Source organism: Streptomyces sp. Je 1-4 4N24 (assembly GCF_026239515.1).
GTDB classification, from domain to species: Bacteria; Actinomycetota; Actinomycetes; order Streptomycetales; family Streptomycetaceae; genus Streptomyces; species Streptomyces nigrescens.
In genome coordinates, this window is the sequence record NZ_CP110836.1 from 7,088,480 (window position 1) to 7,105,217 (window position 16,738).

At 72.4% G+C, this 16,738-nt stretch carries 17 protein-coding genes; 13 read left to right on the top strand and 4 right to left on the bottom strand.

Annotated elements, in window-relative coordinates:
* Nucleotides 1-140 precede the first annotated feature (140 nt).
* The 5 genes from SLV14N_RS30910 to SLV14N_RS30930 all read left to right on the top strand — a co-directional run bounded on the left by SLV14N_RS30910 (nt 141) and on the right by SLV14N_RS30930 (nt 5,093).
* Entirely contained in the window at nt 141-1,157 is a 1,017-nt protein-coding gene (locus SLV14N_RS30910) for a ParA family protein (protein ID WP_018087947.1), read from the top strand.
* Entirely contained in the window at nt 1,142-1,807 is a 666-nt protein-coding gene (locus SLV14N_RS30915) for a hypothetical protein (RefSeq protein ID WP_259670564.1), read from the top strand. The genes SLV14N_RS30910 and SLV14N_RS30915 overlap by 16 nt, the downstream gene beginning before the upstream one ends.
* Before the next feature lie 219 nt (nt 1,808-2,026).
* Entirely contained in the window at nt 2,027-3,253 is a 1,227-nt protein-coding gene (locus SLV14N_RS30920; protein WP_208685402.1) for a ScpA family protein, read from the top strand.
* Complete coding sequence (gene scpB, locus SLV14N_RS30925) at nt 3,250-3,948, top strand: SMC-Scp complex subunit ScpB (RefSeq protein ID WP_208685403.1); 699 nt, start codon at nt 3,250-3,252, stop codon at nt 3,946-3,948. The genes SLV14N_RS30920 and scpB overlap by 4 nt, the downstream gene beginning before the upstream one ends.
* The gene (locus SLV14N_RS30930; RefSeq protein ID WP_018087943.1) at nt 3,948-5,093 is read left to right on the top strand and encodes a pseudouridine synthase; all 1,146 of its coding nucleotides are present in this window, start codon (nt 3,948-3,950) and stop codon (nt 5,091-5,093) included. Before scpB ends, SLV14N_RS30930 begins: the two co-directional genes overlap by 1 nt.
* 673 nt (nt 5,094-5,766) lie before the next feature.
* Here the strand turns inward: SLV14N_RS30930 and SLV14N_RS30935 are convergent.
* The gene (locus SLV14N_RS30935) at nt 5,767-6,492 is read right to left on the bottom strand and encodes a nucleotidyltransferase domain-containing protein (protein ID WP_208685405.1); all 726 of its coding nucleotides are present in this window, start codon (nt 6,490-6,492) and stop codon (nt 5,767-5,769) included.
* 232 nt (nt 6,493-6,724) lie between these two features.
* On the opposite strand from SLV14N_RS30935, the gene aroH reads away from it, so the two are divergent.
* From aroH to der, 5 genes are all read left to right on the top strand, one after another.
* Nucleotides 6,725-7,087 (top strand): chorismate mutase, encoded by a 363-nt coding sequence (gene aroH, locus SLV14N_RS30940; RefSeq protein WP_093647988.1) that lies wholly within the window; start codon nt 6,725-6,727, stop codon nt 7,085-7,087.
* Nucleotides 7,084-8,169: a prephenate dehydrogenase gene (locus SLV14N_RS30945; RefSeq protein WP_208685406.1), complete on the top strand. Its 1,086-nt coding sequence runs from the start codon at nt 7,084-7,086 to the stop codon at nt 8,167-8,169. Before aroH ends, SLV14N_RS30945 begins: the two co-directional genes overlap by 4 nt.
* Nucleotides 8,170-8,267: 98 nt before the next feature.
* The gene (cmk, locus tag SLV14N_RS30950) at nt 8,268-8,990 is read left to right on the top strand and encodes a (d)CMP kinase (RefSeq protein ID WP_229838455.1); all 723 of its coding nucleotides are present in this window, start codon (nt 8,268-8,270) and stop codon (nt 8,988-8,990) included.
* Nucleotides 8,987-9,643 carry a 1-acyl-sn-glycerol-3-phosphate acyltransferase gene (locus SLV14N_RS30955; RefSeq protein WP_263271913.1) on the top strand — a complete coding sequence of 219 codons (657 nt, stop codon included), beginning with the start codon at nt 8,987-8,989 and terminating at the stop codon, nt 9,641-9,643. Before cmk ends, SLV14N_RS30955 begins: the two co-directional genes overlap by 4 nt.
* A gap of 69 nt (nt 9,644-9,712) precedes the next feature.
* On the top strand, nt 9,713-11,173 hold the full coding sequence (gene der, locus SLV14N_RS30960; RefSeq protein ID WP_208685408.1) for a ribosome biogenesis GTPase Der: 1,461 nt from the start codon (nt 9,713-9,715) through the stop codon (nt 11,171-11,173).
* 26 nt (nt 11,174-11,199) lie between these two features.
* Here der and SLV14N_RS30965 read toward each other — a convergent pair whose 3' ends face one another.
* Complete coding sequence (locus tag SLV14N_RS30965; protein ID WP_311044706.1) at nt 11,200-11,472, bottom strand: hypothetical protein; 273 nt, start codon at nt 11,470-11,472, stop codon at nt 11,200-11,202.
* A gap of 172 nt (nt 11,473-11,644) precedes the next feature.
* On the bottom strand, nt 11,645-12,454 hold the full coding sequence (locus tag SLV14N_RS30970) for a hypothetical protein (protein ID WP_093647987.1): 810 nt from the start codon (nt 12,452-12,454) through the stop codon (nt 11,645-11,647).
* A 285-nt stretch (nt 12,455-12,739) separates the two neighbouring features.
* On the opposite strand from SLV14N_RS30970, the gene SLV14N_RS30975 reads away from it, so the two are divergent.
* Entirely contained in the window at nt 12,740-13,309 is a 570-nt protein-coding gene (locus SLV14N_RS30975) for a transglycosylase family protein (RefSeq protein ID WP_208685411.1), read from the top strand.
* Between the two features lie 6 nt (nt 13,310-13,315).
* Here the strand turns inward: SLV14N_RS30975 and SLV14N_RS30980 are convergent, their stop codons facing one another.
* Nucleotides 13,316-14,110 (bottom strand): phytanoyl-CoA dioxygenase family protein, encoded by a 795-nt coding sequence (locus SLV14N_RS30980; RefSeq protein ID WP_263271917.1) that lies wholly within the window; start codon nt 14,108-14,110, stop codon nt 13,316-13,318.
* Nucleotides 14,111-14,464: 354 nt separating this feature from the next.
* Between SLV14N_RS30980 and SLV14N_RS30985 the strand changes: the two genes are divergently transcribed.
* Entirely contained in the window at nt 14,465-15,724 is a 1,260-nt protein-coding gene (locus SLV14N_RS30985) for a glycosyltransferase family 4 protein (RefSeq protein ID WP_208685415.1), read from the top strand.
* Nucleotides 15,721-16,698: a hypothetical protein gene (locus tag SLV14N_RS30990; protein ID WP_208685417.1), complete on the top strand. Its 978-nt coding sequence runs from the start codon at nt 15,721-15,723 to the stop codon at nt 16,696-16,698. Before SLV14N_RS30985 ends, SLV14N_RS30990 begins: the two co-directional genes overlap by 4 nt.
* Nucleotides 16,699-16,738: the final 40 nt, after the last annotated feature.

Sequence of the window (16,738 nt, forward strand, 5' to 3'; positions counted from 1 at the left end):
AGTCGACATTTACTCCCGGAGGTGGACAACCAGGAGTGGTTGCACGGGACCAGGGTCCCTCGGGGCGCGAGGCTGTCGGCTCCGTTGTGGTCCACACCTTCGCAGCCCATCAGAGCATTTCCACGACAGCCCACCAGAGCATGGACGGCCATCACGTGAACGCCATGGCCGGCGACCGGGGCAGTGGAGAACCCGCCCGTCTCGCCGACTACGACGACCTGCCCGAGGGGCACTTCTACGATCCGGACGCGGAGTACGAGCCGGACCCCGAATACGCCGCGACGCTCGCGCCGGACGCCGCGCGCCAGCGCCGAGAACGCGTCGGCCCGACCGGACGCCCGCTCCCTTATTTCCCCATCCCGGGACCGTTGTCGGACCACGGCCCCGCCAAAATCATCGCGATGTGCAACCAGAAGGGCGGGGTCGGCAAGACCACCTCGACCATCAACCTGGGCGCCGCGCTCGCCGAATACGGACGACGGGTGCTGCTCGTCGACTTCGACCCGCAGGGCGCCCTGTCGGTCGGACTCGGCGTCAACCCGATGGAACTCGACCTGACGGTCTACAACCTGCTCATGGAGCGGGGCATGTCGGCCGACGAAGTGCTGCTGAAGACCGCGGTCCCCAACATGGACCTGCTGCCCAGCAATATCGATTTGTCAGCGGCAGAGGTGCAGTTGGTCAGCGAGGTCGCGCGCGAGTCGACGCTGCAGCGTGCGCTGAAGCCGCTGCTGGCCGACTACGACTACATCGTCATCGACTGCCAGCCCTCCCTCGGCCTGCTCACCGTCAACGCCCTGACGGCGGCTCACAAGGTCATCGTGCCGCTGGAGTGCGAGTTCTTCGCGCTGCGCGGTGTCGCGCTGCTCACCGAGACGATCGAGAAGGTCCAGGAGCGGCTCAACCCCGAGCTGGAGCTGGACGGCATCCTGGCGACGATGTACGACTCCCGCACCGTGCACAGCCGTGAGGTCCTGGCACGTGTCGTCGAGGCCTTCGACGACCACGTCTACCACACCGTCATCGGCCGTACGGTCCGCTTCCCGGAGACCACCGTCGCGGGTGAGCCGATCACCACGTACGCCTCCAACTCCGTCGGTGCCGCCGCCTATCGTCAGCTCGCCAGGGAGGTGCTCGCCCGGTGTCACGCCGAGTGAGTCTGCCGGGAGCCGACGAACTGTTCCGTACCACTGGGGGAGTGGGGCTGCAGCCCTCCAGCCCCCGTCGCCCGGCGAACGGCTCCACGGCCAACGGCGAGGCGCCCCGGGTGCCCGCACCGGCCGGTGAGCCCGATCCGGCGGCGGACGGGCCGGAGGCGGCCACCGCGGTACGGCAGCGTCGGCCCGGGGCCGGCGGCTCGGACACCCCGGCGGCGACGGCCGGTGACGGCGGACCGGCCACCCCGCCCCGGGTGCCCGCCCTCGGCCCCCCGGCCGAGCACAGCGGCCGGGAGACGGACGGCGACACCGCCAAGGGCCACCGGACCCAGGCGGGCAAGGGCGGCCAGGCCGCTTCCGACCCGGCCGCAGCGGCCGCGCAGGCCGGTGGCCAGGGCCGCCGTCGCGGTGGCTCCCGCGGCGCCAACCGCCGTCCCAGCGGCCGGGAACGGCACGACGAGAAGATCACCGTCTATGTCTCCGCCGAGGAGCTCATGGACCTCGAACATGCGCGGCTGGTGCTGCGCGGCGAACACGGCCTCGCCGTCGACCGCGGCCGGATCGTCCGCGAGGCGGTCGCCGTCGTCCTCGCCGACCTGGAGTCGCGGGGCGACGCCAGCATCCTGGTGCGGCGGCTGCGGGGCCGCTGACGCCCGTTGCCGTGGTCCTGCGCGGGACGCGGCGGATCCGGCACCGTCGGGGACCGCCGTCGTGGCCGCTCCCCGGTAACGGCCGAGAATTCCTGCGGTGGCCGCCGCGGTGCGGAAACGTCACGCCGGGCGGGCCGGGATAGCCTGCCTCCTCGGCGGGGTGTCCCGCCCGCAACCAGCCCGTCGCCCCGGCACGGGACCGCAGCACCATGGACCGCGATGCCGACGACCAACGACGAAACCCCTGCGCCCCGCGCCCGTAGAGCCCTCGGCCGCGGGCCGGGCGCGGGTCCGGTGGGACCGGGCGGGCCCGGGGTGTCCGAGGGGCCTGCCGGGCCTGAGGAGCCCGTGGCGCCGGACGGGCCCGCCGCGTTCGAGGAGCCCTCGGCGTCCGATGAGCCTGTGGTGCACGACGTGCCCGGGCAGGCGGGCGGGGGCGCGGCGTCGCGGGAGTCCGGGACACCGGACGGGCCGTCGGCCGACGAGGCGCCTGCCGAGCCCGCGGTCACCGGGGTGCCGGAGGTTACCGGTGCACCGGAGGCGACCGTCGCCGGGGAGGGCCCCGCTGCTGCCCCCGATGCCGGTCCCTCAGAGGCTCCCCCCGAAAACGGCGACGGCCGTTTCACCCTCCGGCTGGACAACTTCGAGGGCCCCTTCGATCTTCTGCTGCAGTTGATCTCGAAGCACAAGCTGGACGTCACCGAGGTCGCGCTGTCGAAGGTGACCGACGAGTTCATGGCGCACATCCGTGCCATGGGGCCGGACTGGGATCTGGACCAGACCACGGAGTTCCTGGTCGTCGCGGCGACACTGCTGGATCTGAAGGCGGCCCGGCTGCTGCCCGTGGCCGAAGTGGAGGACGAGGCGGACCTCGCGCTCCTGGAGGCCCGCGATCTGCTCTTCGCCCGGCTGCTGCAGTACCGCGCGTACAAGCGGATCGCGGACATCTTCAGCGCCCGGCTGGCGGACGAGGCCCGCTGCCACCCCCGTACGGTCGGCCTGGAGCCGCGGCTCGCCGAGCTGCTGCCCGAAGTCGTCATCAGCACAGGGGCGGAGGGCTTCGCCAAGCTCGCGGTGAAGGCGATGCAGCCCAAGGCGCGGCCGCAGGTTTATGTCGACCACATCCATGCGCCGCTGGTGAGCGTGCGGGAGCAGGCCGAGGTGGTGATGGGGCGGCTGCGGGAGGCGGGTGAGTGCAGCTTCCAGGAGCTGTGTGCGGACGCACCGGACACCCTCACCGTCGTGGCGCGCTTCCTGGCCCTGCTGGAGCTCTACCGGGAGCGGGTGGTCGTCCTGGACCAGGACGAGGCCCTGGGGGCGCTGACGGTCCGCTGGACGGGCACGGAAGGGGCCGAGCCGGTGGTCACCGACGAGTTCGACCAGGAACCGGGGGAGCGCGCCGCCGAGGCGGAGCGGACAGAACGAGCAGGAGAGGAGCGGGCATGAGCGGCGCGGCCGGTGGCGAGGCGTACGACATCACGGAGACCGGTGCGGGCGGCGCCCCGGGAGAGCGGCCCGGTGTGCCGGCCGGGACACCGGTCGTCGCCGAGCTGGAGCTGAAGCCCGCACTGGAGGCCGTCCTCATGGTCGTCGACGAGCCCGCGACCGAGGAACACCTGGCCAGAGTGCTGCAGCGGCCCCGCCGCGCGGTCGCGCTGGCGCTGCGTGAGCTGTCCGACGACTACACCCGCCAGGGGCGCGGTTTCGATCTGCGTCTGGTGGCCGGCGGCTGGCGCTTCTACTCCCGTGCCGCGTACGCGGATGCGGTGGAGAGCTTTGTCCTGGACGGGCAGCAGGCCCGGCTCACCCAGGCCGCATTGGAGACTCTGGCCGTGGTCGCGTACCGTCAGCCGGTCAGCCGTTCCCGTGTCTCGGCCGTACGCGGCGTGAACTGTGACGGTGTGATGCGCACGCTCCTCCAGCGCGGCCTGGTGGAGGAGGCGGGGACGGAACCTGAAACAGGTGCGATCCTGTACAGGACGACGAATTACTTTCTGGAGCGGATGGGCCTGCGCGGCCTGGACGAGCTCCCTGAGCTCGCACCGTTCCTCCCGGAGGCGGACGCGGTCGAGGGCGACTCCCCGGAAGGTATCCCGTCGTTCGACGTAGACGACAGCGGCGACTCTCAGACGGATCATTGATGCGAAGCAGCGGCAGGAACAACGACAGCGGGCGGGGCAACTACCGCGGCGCGGGCAACCAGAGGGACGAGAAGCAGCAGCGCGCCGGCCGTCCCCGTCCCGAGGAGCGTCGCTACGACGTCGGCGGAACCGGTGGCCCGGGCGGCAAGGACGAACGCGGCGGGTCCAAGGGCGGCGGCCCCAAGAGCGGCGGCCCGAAGAGCGGCGGCAGCCGGGGCGCGGCGGCCCGTGGCGGCGCCAAGGGCGGTCCGCGGACCGGCGCCAAGTCCGGCCCCGGTGCGAAGGGCGGCCCCAAGGGCGGCCCGCAGCGCGGCCGTGGCCAGGCGCCCGCGCGGCCCCGTGAGTACGACGCCCAGGTCGAGGAGCGCAACCGCGCCCGCCACAACAAGCCGCAGGTCAAGACCCCCAAGACCTTCGGCGACCAGGAGGGCGAGCGGCTGCAGAAGGTGCTGGCCAGGGCCGGTATGGGCTCGCGGCGGGCCTGCGAGGAGCTGATCGACCAGGCCCGGGTCGAGGTCAACGGCCAGATCGTCATGGAGCAGGGCGTCCGGGTCGACCCGGAGAAGGACGAGATCAAGGTCGACGGCCTGACGGTCGCCACCCAGTCGTACCTCTTCTTCGCGCTGAACAAGCCGGCCGGTGTCGTCTCCACGATGGAGGACCCCGACGGCCGCCAGTGCCTGGGCGACTACGTCACCAACCGTGAGACGCGGCTCTTCCACGTCGGCCGGCTGGACACCGAGACCGAGGGCATCATCCTGCTCACCAACCACGGTGAGCTGGCACACCGCCTGACGCACCCGCGCTACGGCGTCAAGAAGACCTACCTGGCCGCGATCCAGGGTCCGCTCCCGCGTGACCTGGGCAAGCAGCTCAAGGACGGCATCCAGCTGGAGGACGGCTACGCCCGCGCCGACCACTTCCGGGTCGTGGAGAACACCGGCAAGAACTACCTCGTCGAGGTCACGCTCCACGAAGGCCGTAAGCACATCGTGCGCCGGATGCTCTCCGAGGCCGGCTTCCCGGTCGACAAGCTCGTCCGCACGAGCTTCGGCCCGATCGCCCTGGGCGACCAGAAGTCGGGCTGGCTCCGCCGGATGACGAACACGGAGGTCGGCATGCTGATGCGCGAGGTCGAGCTTTAGCGCTTACGCTGCGCTTTGGGCTCGGCCCGCGTTTTTGGCTGTCCCGCCGTGGTGGTTGTTCGCCGTTGCGGGTCCGCTGCGCGGGGCTTGGGTTCGGGTGATGTTTGCGGGTTCCCCGCCGTTGCGCCTGCGGCGGGCTGGGTGGGTGTCGGGTGCGGTGACGGGCCTCCGGGGCCTGGTGTGTGGACTGCTTCGCTTTACGTCCACACACCAGGCCCCTCCGGCCCGTCCCCTCCCGTTGGGGGAGTAGTGGCGGTGGGTGGGGGCGGGCGTCCGTAGGCGGTATTTCACTTCTGCTTCGCGAGGAGCAGTGGACCTCCGGCGACCACCCCCACCAGGCTGCTTTTTCCCACCCCCCACGGGAGGGGACGGGCCGGAGCGGGTGGGGTGCCGGACGTAAAGCGCAGCAGTCCGGCACCCCACCCGCGGAGGTCCGTCACCGCACCCCGACAGCCCCGCGCAGCGGACCGGCCCGCCGCAGGCGCCACGGCGGGAAAGCCGAAAACGTGGGGCCGAAGGCAAAGCGCAGCGGACCGGCCCGCCGCCAGGCGCAACGGCGGGAAGCCGACAACGTCGGCCGAGGCAAAGCGCAGCGGAGCCGCAACGGCGGGGCACCCGCAAGCATCACCCGCGCCCATGCCCCGCGCAGCGGAGCTGCAACGGCGAGAACCCCCTACGGCGGGACAGCCGAAAACGTGGGAGGCGAGCCAAGCGCGGAGGCGCGCCTGGCGCGGAACAAGAAGTCCGTCACCCGGGCCCGGTCCGGCTCGGGTGGCAGGGGGGAGCCGGAGACCGCCGCCTCGGCCTCCTCGGACAGGCGCGCCATCCGGCGCTCCACCGTGTTCCAGGGCACCTCACCGCGGCGGACCGCGAGCAGGTCCTCCCGGTTCCGGCCGACGTCCAGCGTGAGCACGCCCGTGCGGAGCAGATCGCGGGACGAGGCCAGCAGGCGCAGCAGATGCATGGCGTGCTTCCAGCGGGGCGCGCCGTGCTGCCGTACGTCGGCGCGCAGCTGCTTCAGCTGGCTGCCGGCGTAGCCCGCGAAGGTGCGGTGGACCTGCCGGGACAGGAACGCCTCGCGCAGGGCGAGCAGCTCACGGCCGGTGGCGTCGATCCGCTCGACGAGGGGGGAGTGCAGGCATTCCAGGACGGTGGGGTTGGCGCGCAGCGCCAGCTGGCAGAAGCGCTCCAGCTCCCAGGAGAACTCCTCCTCGCGCGGCCCGTCCACATGGGTCGGCGGCTTCTCGAAGCCCCAGAAGAGCCGGGTGGGGGCGAGGAACACCCCGCGGCGGTCGGTGTCACTGGTCTCCGTGGCCAGACCGAAGGCACGCGAGCCCATCACACAGGCGTAGACGGTGTGCTCGGTGACCAGGGAGTGACCTGCGGCGGCTTCGGACATGGCGGCGATTGTCGCTGGCGGGAGCGGGGAATGTCACCAGGTTTCCGAGGGGCGGTTGCCGGCGGCCGGGGGCCCGGGCCACTGTCGGTGCACGGGCGGTTGCGGGGGCGCGGACCGCCGCGCGCGCCCGCCGGCCCCTCCCGCCGCCGTACGGATTGTCCGTGCGGCTGGTTACGCTGATCAGTGCGCGCACAGGTGCGTGACGCGGCACACAACGCAGGGGAGCAGTGACGTGGCGGTACGAGCGGTCCGCGGGGCCGTCCAGCTGGAGCGGGACGACGCGGGGCACATGCAGGAGCAGGTCGGCGAGCTGCTCACCGCCATCCTTGAGCGCAACGACCTGCGCGCGGACGACCTGATCAGTGTGTGGTTCACCGCCACCCCCGATCTGCACAGCGACTTCCCGGCCGCCGCCGCGCGCGCCCTGGGCATCACGGACGTCCCGCTGATCTGCGCCCAGGAGCTGGACATCGCCGGCGCCATGGAGCGCGTGGTGCGGGTGCTCGCCCATGTCGAGACCGATCTGTCCAAGGCCGGGATCGCCCATGTCTACCTCGGCGCGGCCGGGGCGCTGCGGAAGGACATTGCGCAGTGAGGACCGCACTCGTCATCGGAACGGGCCTGATCGGCACCTCGGCCGCGCTCGCCCTCAACGCGCGGGGCGTCCAGGTGTACCTGGAGGACCACGACCAGGCCCAGGCCCTGACGGCCGCCGCGCTCGGCGCGGGCACCGCCGAGGCGCCCCCGGGGCCGGTCGACCTGGCCATCGTGGCCGTGCCGCCGGCCCATGTGGCGACGGCGCTGGCGGACGCGATGCGGCGCCGGGTGGCCCGTGCCTACATCGACGTCGCCAGCGTCAAGGGCGGCCCGCGGCGTGAGCTGGAGGCGATGGGCCGCGATCTGTCCGGCTACCTCGGCACCCACCCGATGGCGGGCAAGGAGCGCTCCGGCCCGCTGGCCGCCACCGCCGACCTCTTCGAGGGCCGTCCCTGGGTGCTCACCCCGACCCGCGACGGCGACACCGAGGTGCTCAACCTCGCCTTGGAGCTGGTCGCGCTGTGCCGGGCCGTCCCGGTGGTGATGGACGCGGATGCGCACGACCGCGCCGTCGCCCTCGTCTCGCACACCCCGCAGCTGCTCTCCAGCCTCGTCGCCGCCCGCCTGAAGGGCGCCGATGAGACCGCCGTACGCCTCTGCGGCCAGGGCATCCGGGATGTGACGCGGATCGCGGCCTCCGATCCCGCGATGTGGCTCGACATCCTGTCCGCGAATCCTGGCCCGGTCGCCGATGTCCTGGCCGAGATCGCCGCCGACCTGGACGAGACCGTACGGTCCCTGCGCGCCCTGGAGTCCGCCGACGACGAGAAGCGCGGCGGCGGCGTCAGCGGGATCGAGGACGTGCTCCGCCGCGGCAACGCCGGCCGGGAGCGGGTGCCCGGCAAGCACGGCGCCGCCCCGGCCACCTACGAGATCGTCGCCGTCCACATCGGCGACCAGCCCGGTGAGCTGGCCCGGATCTTCGCCGACGCCGGCCGGGCCGGGGTCAATATCGAGGACGTCCGCATCGAGCACGCCACCGGCCAGCAGGCGGGCTTCATCCAGCTCATGGTCGAGCCGCAGGCGGTGCCGGGGCTGACCGCGGAGCTGCGGGAGCGGGGCTGGTCGATCCGGCAGTGACACCGTGGACGGCACCGTGCGGGTGAGCCAGTAACCTTGTCCGAGGCCCTTATGGCCCTTGGACCCCCGCCCCGTGTACAAGAAAGGTGTTCGTCACCGTGGAAACCGCCGCTCGGACCGCCCCGGCAGCAGTGATTGTCGCCATCGACGGCCCCGCAGGCACGGGCAAGTCCAGCACGTCCAAGGCCGTCGCCGCCAAGCTCGGCCTCGGCTACCTCGACACCGGCGCCCAGTACCGTGCGATCACCTGGTGGATGCTGACCAACGGGATCGACGTCAAGGACGCGACCGCGGTGGCCGACGCCGCCGCCAAGCCCGTGATCGTCTCCGGCACCGACCCGGCCGCCCCGACCATCACGGTCGACGGCCTGGACGCCGCGGGCCCGATCCGTACCCAGGAGGTCACCGCCGCGGTCAGCGCGGTCAGCGCCGTCCCCGAGGTACGGACCCTGATCACCGACCTGCAGCGCAGCATCGCCGCCGAGGCGCCGAACGGCATCGTCGTCGAGGGCCGGGACATCGGCATCACCGTCCTGCCCGACGCCGACCTCAAGGTCTTCCTCACCGCCTCCCCGGAGGCGCGGGCGGCCCGGCGCAGCGGCGAGCTCAAGGGCAAGGAGGCCGCCGACCTGGCCGCCACCCGTGAGGCGCTGGTCAAGCGTGACGCCGCCGACTCCGGCCGGAAGACCTCCCCGCTGGCCAAGGCGGACGACGCCGTCGAGGTGGACACCACCGAGCTGACGCTGGACCAGGTCATCGAGTGCGTGGTCACCCTCATCGAGGGCGCCGGCGCCGAAAAGGCAGGGCGGGCCGCCCGGTGACCGAAAGCGGCAGGGCGCCGAGCGCGGCGGGTGCCGCGGTCGGCCGCCGGATCGGCATCGGCCTGATGTACGGGCTGTGGCGGCCGCGGGTGCTGGGCGCCTGGCGGGTGCCGTCCGCCGGCCCGGTGATCCTCGCCGTCAACCATGCGCACGGCCTCGACGGCCCGATGCTGATGGGCACCGCGCCGCGGCCGGTGCACTTCCTGATCAAGAAGGAAGCCTTCGTCGGCCCGCTGGACCCGTTTCTGCGGGGCATCGGGCAGCTGAAGGTGGACCGCAACACCGCCGACCGCAAGGCGATCACCGACGCCCTCGGGGTGCTGGCGGACGGCGGAGTGCTGGGGATCTTCCCGGAAGGCACCCGTGGCGAGGGCGACTTCGCCTCCCTACGGGCCGGGCTGGCGTACTTCGCGGTGCGCTCCGGGGCCCCGGTCGTGCCGGTGGCGGTGCTCGGCAGCAAGGAGCGGCACAGCCGGCTGACCCCGGCCGTGCCGCCGCTGCGGTCCCGCGTCGATGTCGTCTTCGGCGACGCCTTCGAGGCGGGCGACGGGAGCGGTCGGCGCACCCGTAAGGCGCTCGACGAGGCGACCGTACGGATCCAGGAGCGGCTGACCGTCCACCTGGCAGAGGCCAGGCGCCTGACCGGGCGCTGACCGACACTTGAGTAGTGGGCCGCGGACGAGCGGCCCACCGATCACGATGATGAACGAGGAACGGACTTCATGAACGACCAGATCCCTACCGGCGACGAGCACGGTGCGCTTGGCGACGCCGAGTACGCGGAGTTCATGGAGCTCGCCGCGGAGGAGGGCTTCGACCTCGAGGAGGTCGAGGGTGACATCGCCGCGGCCGGCCACGGCCCGCTGCCCGTCCTCGCCGTCATCGGCCGCCCCAATGTCGGTAAGTCGACCCTGGTGAACCGCATCATCGGCCGCCGGGAAGCGGTCGTCGAGGACAAGCCTGGCGTCACCCGCGACCGCGTCACGTACGAGGCCGACTGGAACGGCCGCCGCTTCAAGGTCGTCGACACCGGCGGCTGGGAGCAGGACGTCCTCGGCATCGATGCCTCCGTCGCGATGCAGGCCGAGTTCGCCATCGAGGCCGCGGACGCGGTCGTCTTCGTCGTCGACGCCAAGGTCGGCGCGACCGACACCGACGAGGCCGTGGTCAAGCTGCTGCGCCGCGCCGGCAAGCCCGTCGTCCTGGTCGCCAACAAGGTCGACGGCCCGTCGGGCGAGGCCGACGCCGCCATGCTGTGGTCGCTGGGCCTCGGCGAGCCGCACCCGATCTCCGCGCTGCACGGCCGGGGCACCGGCGACATGCTCGACGCCGCGCTGGAGGCGCTGCCCGAGGCGCCTGCGCAGACCTTCGGCACGGCCCTCGGCGGCCCCCGCCGGATCGCGCTGATCGGCCGTCCGAACGTCGGCAAGTCGTCGCTGCTGAACAAGGTCGCCGGCGAGGAGCGGGTGGTCGTCAACGAGATCGCCGGTACCACCCGCGACCCGGTCGACGAGATGATCGAACTGGGCGGCAAGACCTGGAAGTTCGTGGACACCGCCGGTATCCGCCGCCGGGTGCACCTCCAGGAAGGCGCCGACTACTACGCCTCGCTGCGCACCGCTGCGGCCGTCGAGAAGGCCGAGGTCGCCGTCGTCCTGATCGACGCGTCCGAGTCCATCAGCGTCCAGGACCAGCGCATCATCACGATGGCCGTGGAGGCCGGACGCGCCCTGGTCATCGCCTACAACAAGTGGGACACCCTCGACGAGGAGCGCCGCTTCTACCTGGAGCGGGAGATCGAGCGGGACCTCGTGCAGGTCCCCTGGGCGATGCGGGTGAACGTCTCCGCGCGCACCGGTCGGCACATGGAGAAGCTGGTCCCGGCGATTGAGACCGCGCTGGCCGGCTGGGAGTCCCGTATCCCCACCGGGCGGCTGAACGCCTTCCTCGGTGAGATCGTCGCCTCCCACCCGCACCCGATCCGCGGCGGCAAGCAGCCCCGCATCCTCTTCGGCACCCAGGCGGGCACCAAGCCGCCGCGCTTCGTCCTCTTCGCCTCCGGCTTCCTGGAGGCCGGCTACCGCCGCTTCGTCGAGCGGCGGCTGCGGGAGGAGTTCAGCTTCGACGGGACCCCGATCCACATCTCCGTGCGGGTGCGCGAGAAGCGCAGCAAGAAGAAGTAGCGGCGGTCCCGGGCCGTGCGGACGGATCAGCGTCCGTGCGGCCGGGCGTCCCGCTGTGCCGGTGGCAGCGCCGCCGGGACATGCCCCCGGGGGTGGTAGGGCTGTCGGCTCACGACCTCCCAGTGGCCCGCGGAGCCCGGGGTGCGGCTCCAGTTCCCGCGCAGCGCCTCCGAGATCTCCGGCTCGTCCGTACGGTCCCCGGGCAGGGCCCGGAAGCTGCGGCGGTACTCGGCGTACAGCGCGTCATAGATCGGCGTGGCCGACCCATGGTCCGTTGCGTGTTCGTGCGACGGGCGCATGCCGGGGATCGGGTGGGTGTACGGGGCGCGGGAAGAGGGGTCGTATGCGTGCACGTATGTGCCAACGACCCCGATGGCCGCGGGATGCGGCTTTCCGGTGGAAATGGCTGATCGCGGGGGCATGGCCGTCCGGATTGGCGGCCCTGCCCCCGCGATCGGGTCCGTTGGACTGTCAGGTGCCGGCCAGCGGGATCTCCGCGGCGACCAGGGCGCCCTTCGCCGCGGCGTCCTCCAGTGCCTGCCGCATCAGGTCCTCGCGCGGCTGGTGGCCGATGGTGCCCGCGGGCGCGGCGTACAGCAGCACGGACTGCGCCTTGTTGGCCGCGGCGCGCCAGCCGTCGGAGACCGCCAGCGGCTGGTGGGCCTGCCACCAGGCGGACTGCTGGCCGGAGTTGCCCGGCTGCAGGACGGCGTGCAGCTTGCCCATGGCCAGCAGTGCGGACCAGCCCGGGTTCGGGCCGGGGAGCTGGTTCATGTCCGTCACCGGGTGGAATCCCTGCTCCAGGAGCAGCGGAAGGAAGTCGTCGTCCGGGCCGACCGAGCCGGGGCGGGCGATCGGGCCGTCGGGCTCGACCACCAGGGCCGGGCGCAGGTCGGCCTCGATGAGCACCAGACCGCAGGTGATCCCGAGGGTCGCCTGGCGGGGCGTGGTGGGGACCGGGGCGGCCGGGGACGGCTCCGATCCGGGGGTGCGGGGGGCGGCGTCCTCTCCGGTGATGGAGCGCACGGCTCCCTGGAGCTGCTCCTCCGACACCGGGACGACCTGCGAGGGGATGCAGGTGGCATGGGCGAACGCGAGCACCGCGGTCTCCTCGCCCACGAACAGGACGGTGCTGGTGCGCTCCTGGTCGCTGTCTCCGGGGGTCCGGCACGAGGTGCAGTCGTAGCTGCCGGGGGCGTCGCCACCGGCCAGCAGGCGGTCGGCTTCTTCGTCGCCGATCTCGGCGCGAACGTCGTCGCTGACGTCGAGCATGCGCGGCACGGGTGGCTCCTCGATCTCTGTGCGTCTGCCGGGTGGTCTCCCGGCTCGTACAAAGGACAACGGGTGACCTGCGGCAGGAGTCACGCGAGGACGGGAACAGAATCGAACCAATCGCCGCACAGCGGAAAAGCACGGAAAGCTGTCCCAGAAGCGGTCACTTAACGCCAACTCTTGCGCATAACTTGGCGCAGTCGGCGGCGTTCCGTACGCCGGACCGGGTGGGACCGGGGCGCCGAGGGCGTGGCACGCTGGTCGGCGCCGGAGGGCTGCTTACCGTCACCGGCTATGTCGGACAACTCTTCGGCGCCACGGCGCCTCGTGGGATCCGTCGGGCTGCTCACCGCAGCGGCCGCTGTCCTGGTCCTGGGCCTGCCCGGGGGCGCCGCCGCCGACGGGCCGGACGGCGGCGGGGGCGGCGGCAGGGCCCCGTACACCTGCGCCGGCGACCAGTGGCCATGGGGTTGCCTCGCCGAGTGCGAGAGCAGCGGTGACTGGCACATCAACACCGGTAACTCCTTCTACGGCGGCCTGCAGTTCCACCAGCCCACCTGGGAGGATTTCGGCGGCCTCGCCTTCGCACGGCGGGCCGACCTCGCCTCCCGTGACGAACAGATCGAGATCGCGAAGAAGGTCCAGGCCGCCCAGGGCTGGGGAGCCTGGCCCGAGTGCGCCCGGCGCTACGGGCTCACCGCCAAGAGCCGGACCCATGTCGTACGGAGCGGGGAGACGCTCGGCACGATCGCGCGCAAGTACCGGGTGAAGGGCGGCTGGCAGGCGGTCTACAAGGCCAACCGGACGACCATCGGCCGCAACCCGGACCGGCTGTCGATCGGCACCAAGCTGCGGCTTCCCTAGGCCGCGTCAGTATCCGAGACCTCGGCGGATCGCGAGCTCCACCGGGGAGTGGTCCCCGTCGGGACGTTCGGTCCTCGGGTCCTCGCCGGGCCTGGGGAGCAGCGGCGGCTGCGCCAGGAAGCGGGGCTCGGTGCCCCGGTGGGGCTGTGCGGCGTGCACGAGGAAGGGGTGGCAGAGGTAGACGTCACCGGCGCGGCCGGTGGCCAGGGCGAGCGGCCGGTGCTCGGTGGCGGGCACGGCGCGCCCGGCGAGTTCCATGAAGGGCAGCCCGGCCTCGCCCTCGGGGCCGAGGAGCGCGGCGACGTCCAGATGGGATCCGACGCGGATCCGGGTGGGCGCGTCATCTTCCCCCACGTCGGACATCAGGAACAGCATCAGCAGCCAGCGGCCCCTGGACGCGGCGTTCACCCGGTAGGACAGGTAGTCGGCGGGGTCGTCCCCCGGAAAACTCGCGTCGATGTGCCATCCGTCGTCGCCCGGTTCGTCGTCGCTGCGGAACCGCACCGGGAACGTGCCGAGATCGCCGCGCGGCGCCCAGCGCCCCTTTCCGGCGAGGGCGTCGAACGCGGCGTGCAGCCGGGGCGCGTTGGCGGCGGCCCGGAACGGCTCCTGCCCGTAGAAGCCGAGCCGCACCACGGGGTCCTTCCACGTCGCCGGATCGTCGGGCTCACCCGGGATGTCCCGCCACATGATCTCGCGGCACTCCGCCGCGACCTCCGGCGAGAACGCGCCCTCCACACGGAGAAAACCCTTCTCCACGAACGAGGAGAGGGCGGAGTCATCGAGTGTTGCTTCATCCATCGGCCCACCGTGACACCGGGGCAGGGGGGCGGGCGAGCGGATTTCCGGGGTGCGCCGCCACCGGGGCGGGAGCAGGCGAGGCCGTACGGCGGCCCGTCCCGGGACCCACGGGCGTCATGTGCGGCGTCCGGGCCCCGGATCCGCCCGGGGGACGGAGGGGATTTGCGGCCTAAGGGTTCCATGACCCGGTTACCGATGAACTAACTCTTTCGGAACAAGTTGGCGATAGGCCCAACCGGGAACCCCGATTCGCGGTCCCTCCCTAGAGCAGGGGGCCGCCTCGCGCCATCAGGAGGGGAGCGCGAAGTGGCCCCGGGGGAAGCAGGACCGGCAGACCAGGGGACACGGGGACGGATGCACATCTCATTCCTGATTCACAATGCCTACGGTATCGGGGGGACGATCCGGACGACGTTCAATCTGGCCCGTACGCTCGCCGAACGGCATGACGTCGAGATCGTGTCCGTACTGCGCCACCGCGACGACCCGGTCTTCGACCTGGGCCCCGGTGTCGCGCTACGGCATCTCGTGGACCTCAGGGAGAGCAGCCCGGACCACGACGGCGCGGATCCCGCGCATGCCCGTCCCGCCAAGGTCTTCCCCGCCGCCGAGGGCCGCTTCGGCCAGTACAGCGAGCTCACCGACCGCCGGATCGCCCAGCATCTGCGCCGGACGGAGGCGGACGTGGTGGTCGGCACCCGGCCCGGCCTCAATGTGCACATCGCCAAGCAGACGCGCCGCGGCCCGGTGCGGATAGGCCAGGAGCACCTCACCCTGGACACCCACAGCCGGGCGCTCAAGCTGGCGCTGCGCGGCGCCTATCCGCGACTCGACGCGGTCACCACCGTCACCGAGGCCGACGCCCGCGCCTACCGCCGGACGCTGCGGCTGCCCGGTGTGCGCGTCGAGGCGGTGCCCAACAGCGTGCCGGCGCCCGCACTTCCGCCCGCCGACGGCAGCGGCAAGTGGGTCGTCGCGGCGGGCAGGCTCGCCCGCGTCAAGCGCTATGACGTCCTCATACGCGCCTTCGCCCAGGTCGCAGCGGAGCGCCCCGACTGGCGGCTGCGGATATACGGCGGCGGCGCCGAGAAGGCCACACTGCGCGCCCTGATCGACGAACTCGGCCTGTACAACCACGTCTTCCTGATGGGCCCGGCCAATCCGCTGGAGCCCGAGTGGGCCAAGGGCTCGATCGCCGCGGTCTCCTCCAGCCTGGAGTCCTTCGGGATGACCATCGTCGAGGCCATGCGCTGTGGTCTGCCGGTCGTCGCCACCAACTGCCCGCACGGGCCGGGGGAGATCATCGACGACGGGGTGGACGGCAAGCTGGTGCCGGTCGGCAATCCGGACGCACTGGCCGGTTCGCTGCTGACCCTGATCAACGACGATGCCGCCCGCAAGCGGATGGGCGTGGCCGCGCTGGCCTCGTCGGCACGCTTCGACCCCGCCATGGTCGCCGGGCGCTACGAGGCGCTCTTCGGGGAACTGCTCGCCCGCAGGCGCGACAGCCGATGGCACAGCAGCCTGCATCGCGCCCGCGGAGCCCTGCTCAGCGGCGCATACACCACCAAGGATGCGGCCCGCGCCGCGCTGAGAGGGGTGCGGACGGTATGACGGCGTCGAGCCAGCTGACCGTGACCGGACACGAGACGAAGGAGTCCTCTGCCATCGATCAGGAACCCATGGTTCCGGCGAGTTCGGGACCCGAGAGACCCGAGCGGCCGGGTGAGCGGGGCGGCGAAGCGGCGCCGGTGGAGCTGCGGGCCGACTGCATCGCGGACTCCGCGGGCGGTCTCACCTTCGATCTGAACGCCCCTCAGGACCTCCATACCACCTGGAGCGCGGCGCTGGTGCTGCGGCTGCGCGGCGGCGACGGCGCCGACGACGAGGTACGGCTGCCGCTCGGGCCGAACGGCGCCGGGCGGCTGCGCGCCGTCCTGCCCAGCACCGTCGCGCTCGCCGAGGGCCGCTGGAACGCCTACGCCGACCTCGGCGACGGCGGGGACCCCCGGCGTCTGCTGCCCGGTGTCAACGATCTGCGGTCGCTGGTGGACCGCCGGCCGCTGGCGGGCATCGGCCGGCTCGGTGTGCGCATCCCGTACGCGACGAAGTTCGGCAATCTCGCACTGCGCAGCTGGCTGCGCGGTCCGCACGCCGAGGCCGGCGACATCCTCGTCGGGCCCGACGGCATGACGGTCTCCGGCCGGCTCTACGGTGCCGTCCCGGCCGCCGGTGCCCGTGCGGAGGCCCGTGCGCGCCCTACCCCGGCGTCCCCGGACGCGGCACCGGACCCCGTCACCGTCCCGCTGACCGTCGAGGGCGCCGAGTTCACCTTCACGCTGCCCTATGAGGAGCTGGCCGGCCGCTGGGAGCAGGGCAACGAGCCGTGGGACCTGTGGCTGCGCCCCGCGGAGGGCGCCCGGCCGGTGCGCATCGCCCGCCTCCTGGACGATGTCGCCGACAAGAAGCAGGTGTTCAGCTACCCGGCGCTGCCGGTCCCGGCCGCCGCGGGAGAGGTCAGGGTCGGCCCGTATTACACGCTCGACAACGACCTGGCCCTACGGGTCGCCGGGCCGGCCGAGAGCTGACGGAGCGCAGGCCGCGGGCCCGGTCCCGTATCGAGGACCG

What these genes read in the sequence shown, in the direction of transcription:
- SLV14N_RS30910 (WP_018087947.1), top strand. Translation starts at nt 141, where the DNA reads ATGGACGGCCATCACGTGAACGCCATGGCCGGCGACCGGGGCAGTGGA.
- SLV14N_RS30920 (WP_208685402.1), top strand. Translation starts at nt 2,027, where the DNA reads ATGCCGACGACCAACGACGAAACCCCTGCGCCCCGCGCCCGTAGAGCC.
- scpB (WP_208685403.1), top strand. Translation starts at nt 3,250, where the DNA reads ATGAGCGGCGCGGCCGGTGGCGAGGCGTACGACATCACGGAGACCGGT.
- SLV14N_RS30930 (WP_018087943.1), top strand. Translation starts at nt 3,948, where the DNA reads ATGCGAAGCAGCGGCAGGAACAACGACAGCGGGCGGGGCAACTACCGC.
- SLV14N_RS30935 (WP_208685405.1), bottom strand. Translation starts at nt 6,492, where the DNA reads ATGTCCGAAGCCGCCGCAGGTCACTCCCTGGTCACCGAGCACACCGTC.
- der (WP_208685408.1), top strand. Translation starts at nt 9,713, where the DNA reads ATGAACGACCAGATCCCTACCGGCGACGAGCACGGTGCGCTTGGCGAC.
- SLV14N_RS30965 (WP_311044706.1), bottom strand. Translation starts at nt 11,472, where the DNA reads ATGCGCCCGTCGCACGAACACGCAACGGACCATGGGTCGGCCACGCCG.
- SLV14N_RS30975 (WP_208685411.1), top strand. Translation starts at nt 12,740, where the DNA reads ATGTCGGACAACTCTTCGGCGCCACGGCGCCTCGTGGGATCCGTCGGG.
- SLV14N_RS30980 (WP_263271917.1), bottom strand. Translation starts at nt 14,110, where the DNA reads ATGGATGAAGCAACACTCGATGACTCCGCCCTCTCCTCGTTCGTGGAG.
- SLV14N_RS30985 (WP_208685415.1), top strand. Translation starts at nt 14,465, where the DNA reads ATGCACATCTCATTCCTGATTCACAATGCCTACGGTATCGGGGGGACG.
- SLV14N_RS30990 (WP_208685417.1), top strand. Translation starts at nt 15,721, where the DNA reads ATGACGGCGTCGAGCCAGCTGACCGTGACCGGACACGAGACGAAGGAG.